The organism is uncultured Nitrospira sp., from assembly GCA_902500695.1.
Taxonomy (GTDB): Bacteria; Nitrospirota; Nitrospiria; order Nitrospirales; family UBA8639; genus Nitrospira_E.
On sequence record CABVRQ010000087.1, the window covers coordinates 1 to 14,627 of the forward strand.

The 14,627-nt window shown below is 49.0% G+C and carries 14 protein-coding genes and 1 pseudogene; 8 read left to right on the forward strand and 7 right to left on the reverse strand.

Going from position 1 to position 14,627, the window contains the following annotated elements:
- Positions 1 to 50: 50 nt before the first annotated feature.
- The 3 genes and pseudogenes from AAH187_RS16345 to AAH187_RS16355 form a co-directional block, all read right to left on the reverse strand.
- The gene (locus AAH187_RS16345; protein ID WP_342349545.1) at positions 51 to 395 is read right to left on the reverse strand and encodes a transketolase C-terminal domain-containing protein; all 345 of its coding nucleotides are present in this window, start codon (positions 393 to 395) and stop codon (positions 51 to 53) included.
- A complete protein-coding gene (locus AAH187_RS16350; RefSeq protein ID WP_342349558.1) occupies positions 352 to 1,182 on the reverse strand; it encodes a hypothetical protein in 831 nt (276 codons plus the stop codon). Before AAH187_RS16350 ends, AAH187_RS16345 begins: the two co-directional genes overlap by 44 nt.
- Positions 1,162 to 1,911, reverse strand: a pseudogene (locus tag AAH187_RS16355) (transketolase); the annotation flags it as partial. The gene AAH187_RS16350 and the pseudogene AAH187_RS16355, both read right to left, overlap by 21 nt.
- A gap of 186 nt (positions 1,912 to 2,097) precedes the next feature.
- Between AAH187_RS16355 and AAH187_RS16360 the strand changes: the two are divergent.
- A complete protein-coding gene (locus AAH187_RS16360) occupies positions 2,098 to 2,292 on the forward strand; it encodes a hypothetical protein (protein WP_342349546.1) in 195 nt (64 codons plus the stop codon).
- A 117-nt stretch (positions 2,293 to 2,409) separates the two neighbouring features.
- Here the strand turns inward: AAH187_RS16360 and AAH187_RS16365 are convergent, their stop codons facing one another.
- Genes AAH187_RS16365 through AAH187_RS16380 form a run of 4 tightly spaced genes read right to left on the reverse strand, consistent with a single transcriptional unit; the run spans position 2,410 to position 7,059 of the window.
- Entirely contained in the window at positions 2,410 to 3,783 is a 1,374-nt protein-coding gene (locus AAH187_RS16365) for a DUF4340 domain-containing protein (protein WP_342349547.1), read from the reverse strand.
- A 1-nt stretch (position 3,784) separates the two neighbouring features.
- Entirely contained in the window at positions 3,785 to 5,293 is a 1,509-nt protein-coding gene (locus AAH187_RS16370; protein WP_342349548.1) for a DUF4350 domain-containing protein, read from the reverse strand.
- 5 nt (positions 5,294 to 5,298) lie between these two features.
- Complete coding sequence (locus AAH187_RS16375; RefSeq protein WP_342349549.1) at positions 5,299 to 6,069, reverse strand: ABC transporter permease subunit; 771 nt, start codon at positions 6,067 to 6,069, stop codon at positions 5,299 to 5,301.
- 24 nt (positions 6,070 to 6,093) lie between these two features.
- Positions 6,094 to 7,059, reverse strand: a complete 966-nt coding sequence (locus tag AAH187_RS16380) for an ABC transporter ATP-binding protein (RefSeq protein ID WP_342349550.1) — start codon at positions 7,057 to 7,059, stop codon at positions 6,094 to 6,096.
- Between the two features lie 245 nt (positions 7,060 to 7,304).
- On the opposite strand from AAH187_RS16380, the gene AAH187_RS16385 reads away from it, so the two are divergent.
- The 7 genes from AAH187_RS16385 to AAH187_RS16415 all read left to right on the forward strand — a co-directional run bounded on the left by AAH187_RS16385 (position 7,305) and on the right by AAH187_RS16415 (position 14,621).
- Positions 7,305 to 7,916 (forward strand): OmpA family protein, encoded by a 612-nt coding sequence (locus AAH187_RS16385; RefSeq protein ID WP_342349551.1) that lies wholly within the window; start codon positions 7,305 to 7,307, stop codon positions 7,914 to 7,916.
- 186 nt (positions 7,917 to 8,102) lie between these two features.
- Entirely contained in the window at positions 8,103 to 8,474 is a 372-nt protein-coding gene (locus AAH187_RS16390) for a hypothetical protein (protein ID WP_342349552.1), read from the forward strand.
- Between the two features lie 359 nt (positions 8,475 to 8,833).
- Positions 8,834 to 9,625 carry an ElyC/SanA/YdcF family protein gene (locus tag AAH187_RS16395; protein ID WP_342349553.1) on the forward strand — a complete coding sequence of 264 codons (792 nt, stop codon included), beginning with the start codon at positions 8,834 to 8,836 and terminating at the stop codon, positions 9,623 to 9,625.
- 206 nt (positions 9,626 to 9,831) lie between these two features.
- The gene (locus tag AAH187_RS16400) at positions 9,832 to 10,158 is read left to right on the forward strand and encodes a hypothetical protein (RefSeq protein ID WP_342349554.1); all 327 of its coding nucleotides are present in this window, start codon (positions 9,832 to 9,834) and stop codon (positions 10,156 to 10,158) included.
- Positions 10,159 to 11,033: 875 nt separating this feature from the next.
- Positions 11,034 to 11,615: an HAD-IIIA family hydrolase gene (locus AAH187_RS16405; protein WP_342349555.1), complete on the forward strand. Its 582-nt coding sequence runs from the start codon at positions 11,034 to 11,036 to the stop codon at positions 11,613 to 11,615.
- 135 nt (positions 11,616 to 11,750) lie between these two features.
- On the forward strand, positions 11,751 to 13,199 hold the full coding sequence (locus AAH187_RS16410; RefSeq protein ID WP_342349556.1) for a mannose-1-phosphate guanylyltransferase/mannose-6-phosphate isomerase: 1,449 nt from the start codon (positions 11,751 to 11,753) through the stop codon (positions 13,197 to 13,199).
- A 24-nt stretch (positions 13,200 to 13,223) separates the two neighbouring features.
- Entirely contained in the window at positions 13,224 to 14,621 is a 1,398-nt protein-coding gene (locus AAH187_RS16415) for a phosphomannomutase/phosphoglucomutase (protein WP_342349557.1), read from the forward strand.
- Positions 14,622 to 14,627 lie beyond the last annotated feature (6 nt).

The window sequence follows — 14,627 nt, forward strand, 5'->3', positions numbered from 1 at the left end:
AAGAGCGGAATGGAGTCAAAATTTGATGGTGGAAACATCGATCGACATACTTAAGCTAATTGTTTAACTTTTTCGACAATGGCCCGTGCAGCAATTCCATAATGATCGAGGAGTTGATCCGGCTTCCCGCTATGTGGGATTTGGCTAATGCCCATTTTCGTGAGTCGTATTTCTTCCCCAGCCATCGTGCTGAGGACGGAATCACCGATTCCACCATGCAGGTAATGGTCCTCTGCGGTGAGGAACCGGCCGTTCGTGGCTTTGGCGGCTTGTAGTAGTGTGGCCCTATCGATTTGGGGCACACTATTGGGATCGATGATTCTCACCGCAATTCGGGCAGCTTGCAGTTCATCATACGCTTTGAGTGCTTCGAAGACCGTGACCCCTGCGGCCACAATGGTTAACTGATCCTTGGCGCTTTAACAGAGAACTGTTGAGCCTCCAATCGTGAAGGGTTCCTCGCCTCCGTAGAATACCGGGGTTTTGGGACGCCCTGTTCGCATGTACACCATGCCCTGGTGATTGGCCATGGTTTCTCAACCAGCCGATAGGCGCACAGGCATCGGAGGGATACAGGACGACCACTCCCGGCTGGGCCGCCATCATCGCCAGGTCTTCCAATCTCATTTGTGAAGGACCATCCTCACCAATACTGACTCCAACGTGGGAACCCATCAGTTTAATCTTGGGCCTGACTGATGGCCGCCATGCAGATGAAATCCTAGAAACGCGTGAGAAAGCAGGCGAAGGTGGCGGCCAAGGGAATTTTCCCGCATGCTGCGCGAGACCGGCTGCGGTACCCACCATGTTTTGTTCGGCAATGACACTTTTAAATAAACGATCAGGAAACCGTTTCCAGAATTTATCCGTATAGGCCGAGTTTTTCACGTCAGCAACCAACTCGACTACCCGGGAATTGACTTCTCTCAGTTGTCCCAAGGTCTCTCCAAACGCCTCTCGAGTAGCCAGTAAATCGGTTGCCTCATACGTTGGGGGTGGCAGTGGTTGGATGGCGCACTTGCCCCGTTGAACCGGTATAGGCTTTGCTATGGAAACCTGGGGAGAGGAGGACGGTAACGTCTGATTCAATGAGGTGATCTCTTCTTCTGCTTGCTGTGCATTGAGAGACTTTCCGTGCCAACCAGGGTGATCTTCGGCGAACGGAATATCTTTTCCCTTCACTGTTTTGGCGAGAATCATGTTGGGCTTCGTGTGGGTCTGAGCGGCCTCTGCAAAGGCTTTGAGGAGTTCAGGGTGATTGTGCCCATTCACGCAGATGGTATGCCAGCCAAATCCCTCCCATCGGGCCTGGTCGGTGGGCAGGTCATGTTTCAGCATCGTGGGATCCGATTGCCCAAGCCGATTAATGTCTACAATGTCGCACAGATTATCTAATTGAAAATTCCTGGCAATATCGGCGGACTCTCACACTGATCCCTCGACAGATTCCTCATCCCCTCATACCACACAGTTTCGAGCTGAAGCCTTGTCCAGGTATTTATTATTTAAGACAATGCCGACACCCACCGACAAGCCTTGCCCCAGAGATCCGGTAGCCATATCGACAAACGAGAGGCGGGGAGTGGGATGGTCTTCGAGGTCCGACTCGAGCATCCGGAGCTCGAGCGACTGTTTGGGGTCGAATAACCCGGCTTTCGCCCAGGCGGCATAGAGCGACGGGATTGCATGACCCTTGGATAAGATAAATCGATCGTTGTCAGGGTTGCGTGGGTGTTTAGGATCAAATCGCATGACCGAGAAGGATAAGGTAGCCACAATATCCGCGGAGGAATAGCAACTGCTGGGATGTCCTCTTCCGGCATTGGTAGTGGCGCGGATGCTATGGATGCGAAGTTGATGGGCTTTCTGACGCAGGAACTCCGGAAGTTGGGAAGAAGCATGGATGGACACTGGTAGCTCCTCACTCTAAGGATCTGATCATGAGATTTTAAGGCGGCCGGAACGGTAACCGACTCCTATACCTCAGTTAATTCAGGTCTGTGTGTTGATCGATGCTCAGGGTCCGATGTAGGGTATGACGGTGTCAATGTTCTAAGAATGTCCATCATATGTTCAATCGATTTGGGGGGAACGATAATGACTTGGAATGATGCCACAACTCAGGCGACCGTCATTATGTGTGCTGTTTTCTTGATGGGAGCGATGATGGTGGGGTGTTCTTCCACACCCGAACCTCAATCGGACCCGTCCAAAAAAGACATTCAGCAGGATTCCGATCGGTTCTTTAAAAAGATGGGCCAGGAAGAAGGCCAACAAACTCCATTACGTTAGGAGAGAACCTCAGGAAGTGTTGGGTTCCTTTATGATCGTGACCAACGGTTGCCGTTGTGCCCACTCAATAGGAGAATGTACGGCAATCAAGTATTGAAGCGTGGATGGGAGGAAAGTCTATTCGGGCAAGACGGCTTGTGGTATCAGTTCGGCTTTTTGAGGTATTTGATCAAGGATAGTCGATCGGACCTGGTAGAGCCCTGGCAAGCTTGCTCCCTTGGCGAAGACCAGTCCTCGTTCTCTTTTCCCCAAAATTAATCGGCCGACTTCCTGTCCCTTGCGGTTCATCCCAGAAATTGTGGCGTTAGGTGCGGCCATCCCGATGTCTTTTGAGGCGAGGGAGGAATCGGGGTGGAATATTTCTGCTGGTGCGTCCACGATCCGACTGACAAAAAGTTTCACAACCTCCTGGTTTATCTCTGCTGAAGGATTATCATCTAAGCTCCACTCATCGTGTTGATTGATGAGGACATAATGATCCTGTGGTGTGTGGACGGTCAGCATAGCAATATCGGCGACTTCCATGCCAAAGAGACGTTTGTCTTGAAAATGAAACATGCCTTGAGTGATGGGTTTCAGTATCCCCGAGGGAATCTCATAGAGTGGGCCGGAGGCGGACGTACTGGCATAGGCCTTTTCTGGATCAGCAAATTGATAGAGTTTCAGATGGTGCGTGCGTGCGCCTTCTAGGACTTGGATCGTAGCCTGAATGCGGGCCGGTTGCCCCAGAATCCGTTTCTTCTCCTCCTCGGTATCAATGAACCCTGTGGCGGCCAGACCTCCCAAATCCATGAGGAGTGTTCCCACGGCCGTTTTGTCTGCAGGTCCTTTCACGGGACTTTGAAACATCCAATTCGGCGTCAAGCTATGGGCTCCTGCCATCCGCGTCATAATCATGGTGGTTGAGCCGAGCTGAATGTGCAGCTCCAGGACTCGATCACGCTCGAAAAATAAGAGGTCTTTGAGTCGAAAGTTCGTGAGAGACTTTTGGGCAAAGGTCATGACATCCAACGTGGTGAGCACGACCTGATTGTCAGGTTTCGTTTGGACGTACAGGGACGGAGCAAAGGGACCGGCATCCCCTAGAGCCATTTCCTGTGTCTCAGTCGGGGTGGTCAGGGTGAGGGTAAGATAAGGGGGCTCTAATCCGTATGCTGACAAATTGCTTGGACCGTCCTCGATAGACCGTTTGATTTTTCCTATCGTCAGTGATCGTAGGATCCCGCGTATTTCACGCGCATCCGCCGGTGTCCGCATGGGTTCCGTCACCATCCACCGCCATTGGTCATCACGTTCGAGACGGATAGTGTCCGTGGGAGTGGCCCAGGTGATTTGCGTGATTGCCCGGTCATCAAACGGCAGGATCTGTCTTTCCTGGGTTTCCTGTTTTTCCAGTTGCCGAGTTTGTGGAATATCAACGAGGAGGATATAGGCTCCCAAGCCTAGAACGACCAGAGCCAGGATGAGCGTCACTCGAATGGGATTTATCATGTTACAGACTTCGCCGCCTTTTCCAAACGGATAGACCGATAAATAAGGTAAGGAGTGGAAGGAACAGGACTTGAAAAAACACGAGCGCTTGTTCCTGCGAGGGATTCGGTATGAATGGATGAAAGGCCGGATCTTTGGGTGTCAGGGAAATTAATGCGTCCTCCTGGGCAAGCCAGGCAATGGCTTTTAAGAAAAAATCCGTGTTTCCCGGATAGGTCAGATACCCATTGGTCGCAAATGCGGCATTGCCCACGATGAGGACGGCAGATTGAGCCGATGGGGTCTGATCGCTGGATTTTAGGGTCAAGAGGCCAGCGACAGTAAACGGGCCTTTCGCGTCTTTGCCCGCAATAAATTCCGGTTGAGGATTCACCAGGTCCATTTCTTCCCAACTTTCCGGAGACGTTTGCGCCAAGGCGACATACTCCCAGGTGTTTCCTTGTACTGCGTTAAAACTGACTGAGCGGGACACGGGAAACAGAATAGGAGTTGTGAAGTCTTCGGTGATGTCATGAGTCGTAAAGGTGCGAACCAGCAATGCGGTGGGACTTCCCCGTCCCAGGCGATCCTGTTCATCGGCCAGGATGCCGGCCCCCAATTGAATGCCCAAGGGTGAGATCAGAGGATCTAAAGAAGTGGCACTGGCTGGATCAACCATCACCAGAACCCGTCCGCCTTTTTTTAAATATTGACTTATCCGGTTTTGGTCCTCAGAGGATACGGCTACTGTGGAGGAGGCCACGATGAGGACTGCCGCTTCGTGGGAAGCCGTGTTTTGCCAATCCACTGTCTCAACCGCATAGCCTTGCTTGGTCAGGGCATCGCCGGCACGAGATAATCCTGACGATTCTGTGTCAGAAAGACTTTTTTCGCCATGGCCTGTGACAAAGGCAATGCGCTTTTTTGTGTCCTGTGTAACTCGGAGCAACGCATTGGTCATATCGGCTTCAGAGGACCGTTGGAGATAGACTTTTTGGGAACCGCTTTCTACCACGACGGTATCGATACGAGATACCTGATACTCTTTGGCTTTGTCTGGTTGGCGTTCAGGATCGATGAATGTCAGCGTGATGAGAGGACTTTCCTTCGCATAGGTCGTCAATAGATCCTGGTAGCCGCCATAGCCCGGGCTTCCTTCATGGGTGAAGGCAGTCATGTTCACTTCTCTTGGAAGCGTTCGAAGGACTTGATAGGTCTGCCGGCTTAAGGTGAAATTTTGTGTCTCTGAGAAATCCCATTCCGGGGCATGCTTGGCTGCAAGAAAATTGAGTAAGGCAACGACGACGCCCGCAAGCAGGACCGAAAACAGGCTATGTGCACCGAGTCGGGTAGACCGGGTTCGAGCTAACGCGGTGAGACTGCGAAAATGGAAGGCGAAATAGCCCAGGAGGCAAAGTGTCCCCAGGCCGAGCAGGATTGAGGAGAGGCTCCCTCCAGCAGGATGGAATATGGGAAGCCCAATTCCTATAAGGGCAAATAGGGTTCCGGCTATTCCGAGAATTGAGGACACACGGGTTACTTCCATCGGTAGGCGTCGACGGCTTGGTGAGCGGCAAACCACATAAAGGCTATGCCGGAGACGTAATAGAGAATATCTTTGAGATTGAACAACCCTCGAATCAATCGTTCATAATGTTCGCTAAAAGAGAGATAGGACAGAATGTGTCCGATCGTGGTGTCCCCAACAATGCCTCCTAACGCCCCGAGCATCCAGAGACCTAAAATGCAGCCAAAACTTAAAAAAGCCGCAATAATTTGATTCTCCGTTAATGCCGAGGCAAACAGACCAATGGATATTAAAAGGGTTCCTTGGAGGAACAGGGCGACATACCCAAGATAGATCGGTCGCCAATCAAAGGTTGCATAGGCGGAAAGTGTTATTGGGATGAGGCTTGTCAGTGATAACAGGCCGCTATAGACGATGATCACACTCATGAACTTTCCAGAAACGATTTCATTCACGCCAATGGGGGACGTGAGAAGGAGCTCGAAGGTTCGGAGTTTGCGTTCTTCGGCGAACAGACGCATCGTGAGTAATGGCAGAATAATCATGAGGATGAGGTTAATACTTCGAAAAAGTGGCCTGAACAGCATATCATTGAGGTTGAGTTGTGCGTAGGTGTTTTGAATTTGCATCAGGCGGATGGCCTGGTTGCTCGCATTGGCTGCTGCGGAATAGGCCAATAGGCCCACGATAGCCAAAAAAATAGCCGCGATGACATAGACCACTGGGGACACAAAAGCACTTCGTAATTCTTTGGCAACAATCGTGTGAACGGGATTCATAAAGAGTAATCCGGGTTTACGCGGTTAGTGTTGACCACCAGGCGTGCTAATGCTGGGATCGCTGGGAGTGTTGGTTTGTGTGAGCACTTTAAACGCATCCTCAAGGGTGAGGGGTTGAGTTTTTAATTCCAGAAGGCCCACATTTCGTGAGACGATAAATTGGGTCAATTCCTCTCGGATATCGAGGCCCATCTGCGTGTCCAGAAGGTAGGTGTGAGCTGTTGCCCCTTGAGAGACTCGGATGACCCCGGGAAAATGGTGAAGCGCCTCCAACAGGTCCGGGTCGGATTGCTTCACGGTCAGGCTGAGCGTTTCCGATTCACGGAGTTTGGCCCCTAACTGTTCCGGCGTGTCCACGGCTACGATTCGGCCACGGTGAATGATAATGACTCTTTGGCAAATAGCGGTTGCCTCGGCCAGCAGATGTGTACTTAGAATAATGGTGTGGGAGCCCGCCAGACTTTTAATGAGTTCTCGAATCTCAATGATTTGATTCGGGTCTAACCCTGTCGTTGGTTCGTCCAAAATCAAAACGGGAGGATTGTGCAAAAGAGCTTGTGCCAAGCCAACGCGTTGCCGATAGCCACGGGATAAATGTCCAATGACTCGTCCCCGAACATCGGCCAGGCCTGTCTGGGTAATGATGGTATCCATCCGTTCGGTCAATTGGTCATCAGAAAGTCGTTTAATTCTTCCCACAAAGGTTAAATATTCACTGACGGTCAGTTCAAGATAGAGAGGCGGTGTTTCAGGGAGGTACCCGATATGTTTTTTGACTTCCCAGGGTGTTTCCAGGCAATCAAACCCTGCAATACGAACGGTTCCCAGGGTTGGGGGCATAAACCCCGTCAGAATACGCATGGTCGTGGTTTTTCCTGCGCCATTGGGCCCAAGAAATGCCACGATTTCCCCCTTGTTGATGGAGAAAGAAACGTCATCCAACGCGGTTGCGTTCCCGTAGCGTTTGGTTACATGTTGAACGTCAATCATACGGAGGTCCAGCGAGTTGTGTCGCGAAATGGTGAGAAAAGTGACTTTAAAAAACAATGACTCGACAGGAGTCCGATCATACCTATGTGAAAAAAAATCCGTCAAGTTTAAACATGAGGGCCGTGCCGACCGAGATTGACTCTTTTGCTGAAAGTTGTATGATAGATTTACCTTTGGAGATGATTGAGCCGTAGGAGGGTTGGAACTTCTAGCTTGCCTTGGGACATTTGGAGTAACGGCCACCATTGAGGAAGCTGTTTCAGGGAAATTATGCAGTTCTTGGATTTTTTGTTGCCCTTCTGAGTGGGTGTAGTTCCTGGCATCATGTGGCAATCGTTAGCCATGGTGCCGAGTCGGGCGAGGAGTTTTCCGATTCCACTCCTGCTTCGGTGGTGACAGGCCGTTCCGCTTCTGTGCCCGAGCCGGAACCTCTTCCAATCGTTTCCCAACCTCCAATATCAGAAATACCGTCGGCAATAGATTCGGACATCATTGCGCAATCTGCCGATAACCCCACTCTTCCCGCGACGTTGGAAGATGTTTTTTTTGACTACGACCAATATTATATACAGAGTGAGGCTGTTCCTATCCTGATGCAGAACGCTGAAGTATTCCTGAAGCGGCACGCTACTCGTACTGTCCTGATTGAAGGGCATTGTGATGAGCGAGGAACCGAAGAATATAATCTTGTTCTGGGTGAGCGACGTGCGATGGCGGTGAAGAATTATCTTGTGGATTTAGGGGTGAGCGCTTCCTCTATACGAGTTCTTAGTTTAGGGAAAAATGAACCGTTTTGTCGTCAACCCACCCGTGAATGTTTGCAACAGAATAGACGGGCTCACTTTGTGTTGAAGTAAGACTGTAAAATCATTACCGATATGCGTTTAAGAGTATGTCTTCAGAACTCTTATGGATCTGGTCCATCTTGGCTGTCCCTCCTTTTAGGCTATTGAAGGGGGCCAAATCGCGGGATATCTTGGGAGAAAATTTGCAAGTCTCTCAACGGTATTTTAGCCCTTTTCCTCAACATGAGGAGGATGTCCATGCGGTTTTGGACTCTAACAATCTTATTCCTACTATTGTTTCCCCCATGGGCTCTCTCGGAGGTATGGGATTTTTCCTGTACCGAGGCTGTCTCTCTTTTGAGGGCCGCTCAGGATCGGGTCGTCCGGAAGCATGACCAATTGCAGGAAGCTAAATTTAGTCTCCGTCATGCTCCAAAAGAATTTGATGGGTGCAGGCGAAGTCGTCGTGGATTTCAAGGGGGAGAGATTTATTGTGTAACTCATCAATCCCCCCAAGGGAATCTTTTGAGAGATATCCTTGTTGCTCAACGAAGCCTTGATGCCTCTATTCAGGATTTTAAAAAATACCAGAAAGATCTGGTCCTTTCCTGCTCGATGCCTTCCCCCTAAGCGGTTAAACTTTTCTTCCCACCCGTATTTCAGCCCACCCGATAGGTACGGTTTCGGAGGGTGTCGCTCCTTCGATTCTGCTGCCGGAGGTTGGCTTCAATTGAAGCCTGCAAATTGCAATGCTTGTTTTTTATTCCTCCCCGATGTTTGCGAATTCAATCATTGCTTCAATCTCCCATCTCGGGTACAGATCAGGGCTGTTTTTCCATTCATGCTTGATGAGAATGAAACTGTCTCTGGGCCAACCGTCGTTTTGCTGGCCAAGAGAATAAATCTAGGAGAGATTCCTATAGTAATCGGTTTCTGCTACTTCATAAGTAGGCGGGGCTTTTCCAGTCGATAGGAGGAAGAGACTTTTGATGCTCAGTCTTAAAAAGATTTTGGCTTCTTTTTTTTCTCCTCTTTCTCTTTGCATAGAGCTGATGGCTTGTGGGTTTTTCCTGTTGTGTTTTTCTCGCAAGCAATATGTTGGGAAAATTCTGATTGCCGTTGGGTTCATTCTACTTGTCGCCAGCGGTTACGAGGGAGTCTCGGGGCGAATCATACGTACGCTGGAATCACAATATCCTCCCCTTAATCTTTCTCAGGTTATGCCTCCTGGCGGTGTCGCAAACGCACAAGGTTCCGTGAAATGGATTGTTGTCCTGGCCAGTGGCATTGCCGGAGATGCGACGTTGCCTTATCAACTTCAAGTGTCTCATCATTCCCGTGTTCGACTAATGGAGGGCATTCGGCTTCATCGCCTGCTGCCCGGCAGTAAAATCATCTTGACAGGCGGGACCGGGTTTGATGGATCCCCTGAAGCGACCACAATGAGTCGAGTTGCCGAGGAATTGGGCGTCAGTCGGGCAGATATGGTTCTTGAGGTTGAATCCCGTGATACCAAGGATCATCCTCACTATGTTCGGGAAATCGTCCATGATGAGCCTTTTATCCTGGTAACGAGTGCCTTCCATATGCCACGAGCGGTCAGGCTATTTGAGAAGCAAGGTCTTATTCCCATTCCGGCCTCAACCGGACAATGGGTTCCTCCCTTGCAGTTTTGGTCTTTAGTGAACTTTTTCCCCAGTTCCACAGGCGTGCGCCTTGCCGAATTGGCCTATCATGAATATCTGGGGTTATTGTGGGCCATGTTTCAAGGCCAGATTTAATGAGTAGTGATGAGATGCGCTGAATCTTGACCTTCTACCGCGGATTATAAATTAGTTGAGAAGGTTGATGCTCCTGCCCTGAGCGTGAGTGAGTTTACAACAGGCCTTATTTCTCAGCTTTGGCTGTCCGATAGAGATGGAAAAGGATGTAATTGGATAGGTTCCTTTACTATGATAACTGACATTTTTGGGAGATCAGCAAACGTATGATTGGGCAAAAATGTGAGGGAGGAGTTCTCCTCCTTTTGTGTCTAAGTGTTTTTTTTATGGGAGGGTGTAGTATCTGGGAATCGTATGCCCATCCGGATCATGGTCCTACTCGTGCTGATCGTATTTGCCATCCCTATGGAGACTGCGTGCAAGGAGTCTGGATTGCCACCGATAGAGCAGAGACGGATCCGGCTGAGGCTCATTCACGCTGCGTTTCACAGGTTGGTGCAGAACAGGGGAATGATTGGAAGAAAGATTCGGTCACTCAGGGATTGGAAATAGGTGAGTGTATGGAGCAACGTGGATTCTCGCTCAAGCAGTGATAGATGGAGAAAACTTTATTTAGTCATGTTAGGCAAATGATCTCCTACTACTCATCCGCACACAACTCCCTTGACCCTTTCATGTTGTATGTGGCTGAAGATAGTTATCATTTACCATATGCAAAATTATCGCTCTTGGCCATTCGAATCGGTCGCGGTTACACAAATTGTGGCATGAAGGGTTTCCTCTGGTTTAAGGCTGAAAAGAACTTTTTCTTGAATGGTCCCCCCCCCTCCTGGATTGGTCGCCCTGATCTCCTTATATTTGAGTAATCCTTTTCCTATATCCTGGTAAATGGTAGTCTTGGCAAGATTCGTTAATGTCTGACCGTTGGCTTTTGTTGTGGGTTCAATATATGAAACCCTGACAACAGGGTTGGATCCCGTCACAGTGATTTGGGCAGACGTGAGACAGTTCAAGGCATCTATACTTTCAGAAGAAGAAATCTGTGGAGGTAGGGATTGAGACCTTTCTGAGGAAACGACTGAGTTGGTTGACTCTGAGGGTGTATCGGCCTGAGGTGCTTCTTCGGTGGGGGATGGGAGTTCGGAGGGAAGGCAAGATGGGCGCAGCCAACATAAGACGGTGTCAAGTCTTTCCTGAGATTGGGGAGATGAACAGGAAAGGAGATTGGAACAAAGAGCTAGGATCATGAGGAATCGGATATTAGTGCTCACAGGCAACCCTTGTTTGATCCGGTTTTGCAAAACTGGATTTCGGAAATAATAAAATAACCGGACGATTGTTTTTGAGATTGGCTCCATTCTGGATTCTATCCCTCCTATGGTCTTAACGGAAGGACTGCCTTAAACTTAGTCGTATCATTAGAATTAACTGGGTATGAAATGTGGAAGAGAAAGGTAGAAATGAACAGGTGAAAAAAAGCCAAGGAATCGCTTCTTTATCGAAAAGGACTAAAGCAGGAAGTCCTCTCAAAAAAAAAGATCCTCCACGATTGTTAAGTAAGCCCGAGAAAGTTTTCAAAGAGCTGAGATTATTTGCCACGGATGTGGATGGGGTTCTGACCGATGCGGGCATGTACTATGGGGAATCAGGCGAAGAATTCAAAAAATTTCACACGCGTGATGGTATGGGGATTAAACTCTTACAGGCCCAAGGGTTCATCACCGCTATCATTACCATGGAAAACACCAAAATCGTAGCCCGCCGTGGAAAAAAATTGGGCATTCCCGAAGTCTTTCAGGGGGCCAAGGATAAGGTGGCCATTCTCCGCCATTTGTCTGAAAAGTACGGGATTCCTTTTGCGCAAATGGCCTACATCGGGGATGATGTGAATGACGTGGAGGCCTTGAAAATTGTGGGGTATGCGGCAGCTCCTGCGGATTGTGTCGAGCAAGTCCGTCAGGTTGTGCATTATGTCTGCAAAAAAAATGGAGGTGAGGGAGCTGTTCGGGAGGTTATCGATAGAATTTTGTCTGTGAAAATCCTTCAATAGCCTCACAAGTATTTATTGTATTTTTGAATGCCAAAATCCGAGAATATTAGGTGTGAGTTTATAGCCTATATCAAAATGAGTATGGTCTTCTATCTGGTCCATTGGACCGGTTGAAGGGCTTCTTAGGGAAAAATTATGAATGCTCATGTCTATGGAGTGATTTTAGCCGGAGGAAGTGGTACCCGTTTCTGGCCGTTGAGCCGGGAACGATTTCCAAAGCAATTGTTGAGAATTTTGGGAGAAGGAACCCTCCTACAACAGACCTTTGAGCGTCTATTACAAAAGATTCCTGCGAATCGGATGGCCATTGTCACCAACGCTGTTCAAGCGGAATCCATCAAGCTCCAACTCAATCAGTGGAAAGATGACATCGCTGGAAATGTAATCCTTGAGCCGGAAGGAAGAAATACCGCACCGGCAATCGCTCTAGCTGCCCTACAATTGATACATCAAGATCCTGAAGCTGTGATGGTGGTGGTACCGGCTGATCATGTCGTGAAGGCCTCCAAGAAGTTCATGCGAGCCGTACAATTTGCGAGTGAATTAGCAGTGGATGGGCATCTTGTGACGTTTGGGATTCAGCCGACTCGTCCTGAAACAGGTTACGGCTATATTCAGCCATTGAAGCGTCGGAAGGTAGGAGCCAAAGGCGAATTAATCGGGTATTCGGTGGCCCGCTTTGTTGAAAAGCCGAATTTCACAACTGCCAAGCGCTATTGTGAATCTGGAAACTATTTTTGGAATAGCGGGATTTTTGTCTGGAAAGCTTCACAGATTTTATCGGAAATAGCTATTCATCAACCGGCGTTATCCAAGCTGTTGACTGGTATTAAGCGCCGAAGGGGAAGTGAAGAATTTCCCTCATACCTTCGAAAGGTGTATGCCAAAGTCGAATCACTTTCCATCGACAATGCGGTGATGGAGCATTCTTCCCGAAGCGTGGTTGTACCAATAGACTTTGGTTGGTCGGATGTGGGGAGTTGGAGTAGCTTGGAGGAAGTGGTCCCCCTGGATAAAGATGGAAATGTCCGAAATGGGAATATTATCGATATGGGAAGCCGCAACTCCGTGCTATTTGCGGATCGAAGGGTCGTTGCGACAATTGGCCTCAACAATATGGTGGTGGTGGATACCCCTGATGCTACCCTGGTCTGTCCTAAAAATCGTGCGCAGGATGTCAAGGCGATCGTTAATCTTTTGAAACAACAGGGAGCCCCGGAACATTTGGAGCATCGAACGATGCATCGGCCTTGGGGTTCCTATACCGTTATGGAAGAGGGAAAAGGATACAAAGTCAAACGGATTGAAGTCGCTCCGGGAAAACGGCTTTCTCTTCAACTCCATCATCAACGCAGTGAGCATTGGGTGGTTATTGCAGGGACGGCTCGAGTGACTCGTGGCGAAGAAGTCTATGATTTACAGGCTGGCATGAGTACAGGGATAGCCAAGGAAGTTCCGCATCGCTTAGAAAATCCCGGGCGGATCCCTTTAGAGATTATTGAAATTCAAAATGGGCCCTACCTGGGAGAAGATGATATCGTTCGACTTCAGGATGATTTTGGTCGCTTGAGACCGATCGGGTAGGACTTCGGAGGGAAAGAAAGCCGGATGGGAATTTTTCGAGAATATGATATTCGCGGGATTGTTGAATACGATTTAGGTCCTGATGTGGTTGAGCGAATCGGCCGTGCGTATGGCACCTTGGCTAGAACACGAGGTGTTCGCAGTGTCACGGTAGGCCGGGATGGCCGTTTAACCTCACCAACACTTCGAAATCATCTTATTGCCGGCCTGACCAGTTCAGGGGTGAATGTACTGGATCTTGGCTTATGTGCGACTCCTTTGCTGTATTTTTCGCTGTTTTCCTGTGACGTTGACGGGGGCATCATGATTACCGGCAGTCACAATGCTGCTGAGTATAACGGGTTCAAGATGTGTATAGGCAGGGAAGCTTTGTACGGGAATGATATTCAAGAATTACAGAAAATTTATGAAAGTGGCGAGTTTGCATCTGGGTCAGGAACGGTTCTAACGCAAACCATCATTCCTGAATATCGTAAATTTTTACAAGAACATTTTTCTTTGTTGAATGGCCAGGGGGTTCGGGTCGTGATTGATTGTGGAAATGGGGCGGCTTCTCTGGTGGCAAAAGAAGCTTTGGAGCAATTGGGATGCGAGGTGACCGGATTGTATTGCGATCTGGATGGTCATTTCCCCAATCATCATCCAGACCCCACTGTGCTGGATAATCTTAAGGACCTGATTGAGAAGGTCAGAGAAATAGGAGCCGACGTGGGAATCGGGTACGATGGTGATGCTGATCGCATTGGCGTCATTGATGAACAGGGCCAAATTATGTGGGGTGATCGGTTATTACTCCTTTTTGCTCGGGATGTGTTGGATGCCAATCCAGGGTGTGCCATTATTTCAGAGGTGAAAGCTTCCCAAGGGTTGTATGACGATATTCAAAAACAAGGTGGACGGGGTATTATGTGGAAGACGGGACATTCCATCATTAAGGCCAAGATGAAAGAGGAAAAGGCGTTGCTCGCCGGAGAGATGTCAGGTCATCTGTTCTTTGCCGATCGGTACTATGGGTTTGACGATGCTATTTATGCCTCTTGTCGGCTAATCGAAATTCTTGTGAAGCGAAAAAAGCCTTTGTCGTCGCTGTTGGCGGATATTCCCCAAACGGTGGTGACGCCTGAAATCCGGGTAGATTGTCCGGATGATCAGAAATTCTCATTGGTAGAAATCGTGAAAGCCCGGTTGAAGCATGCGGCCAACACACAAAATCTGAAAACAACACCTTTGCCCATACGTGACATCATTACGATTGATGGCATTCGTGTCCGTTTTGACGAAGGGTGGGGGCTGATTCGAGCCTCGAACACTCAACCAGCATTAGTCCTTCGCTTTGAAGCCTCTTCTCATGCTCATCTCACTCAAATCCAGACCTATCTGGAAGGACAACTTTCTGAAGCCACTGCAAGCTTCATGGCCTAACTCTCA

Coding starts and splice junctions, on each gene's coding strand:
- AAH187_RS16360 (WP_342349546.1), top strand. CDS start 2,098: ATGACTTGGAATGATGCCACAACTCAGGCGACCGTCATTATGTGTGCT.
- AAH187_RS16365 (WP_342349547.1), bottom strand. CDS start 3,783: ATGATAAATCCCATTCGAGTGACGCTCATCCTGGCTCTGGTCGTTCTA.
- AAH187_RS16375 (WP_342349549.1), bottom strand. CDS start 6,069: ATGAATCCCGTTCACACGATTGTTGCCAAAGAATTACGAAGTGCTTTT.
- AAH187_RS16380 (WP_342349550.1), bottom strand. CDS start 7,059: ATGATTGACGTTCAACATGTAACCAAACGCTACGGGAACGCAACCGCG.
- AAH187_RS16390 (WP_342349552.1), top strand. CDS start 8,103: ATGCGGTTTTGGACTCTAACAATCTTATTCCTACTATTGTTTCCCCCA.
- AAH187_RS16395 (WP_342349553.1), top strand. CDS start 8,834: ATGCTCAGTCTTAAAAAGATTTTGGCTTCTTTTTTTTCTCCTCTTTCT.
- AAH187_RS16400 (WP_342349554.1), top strand. CDS start 9,832: ATGATTGGGCAAAAATGTGAGGGAGGAGTTCTCCTCCTTTTGTGTCTA.
- AAH187_RS16410 (WP_342349556.1), top strand. CDS start 11,751: ATGAATGCTCATGTCTATGGAGTGATTTTAGCCGGAGGAAGTGGTACC.
- AAH187_RS16415 (WP_342349557.1), top strand. CDS start 13,224: ATGGGAATTTTTCGAGAATATGATATTCGCGGGATTGTTGAATACGAT.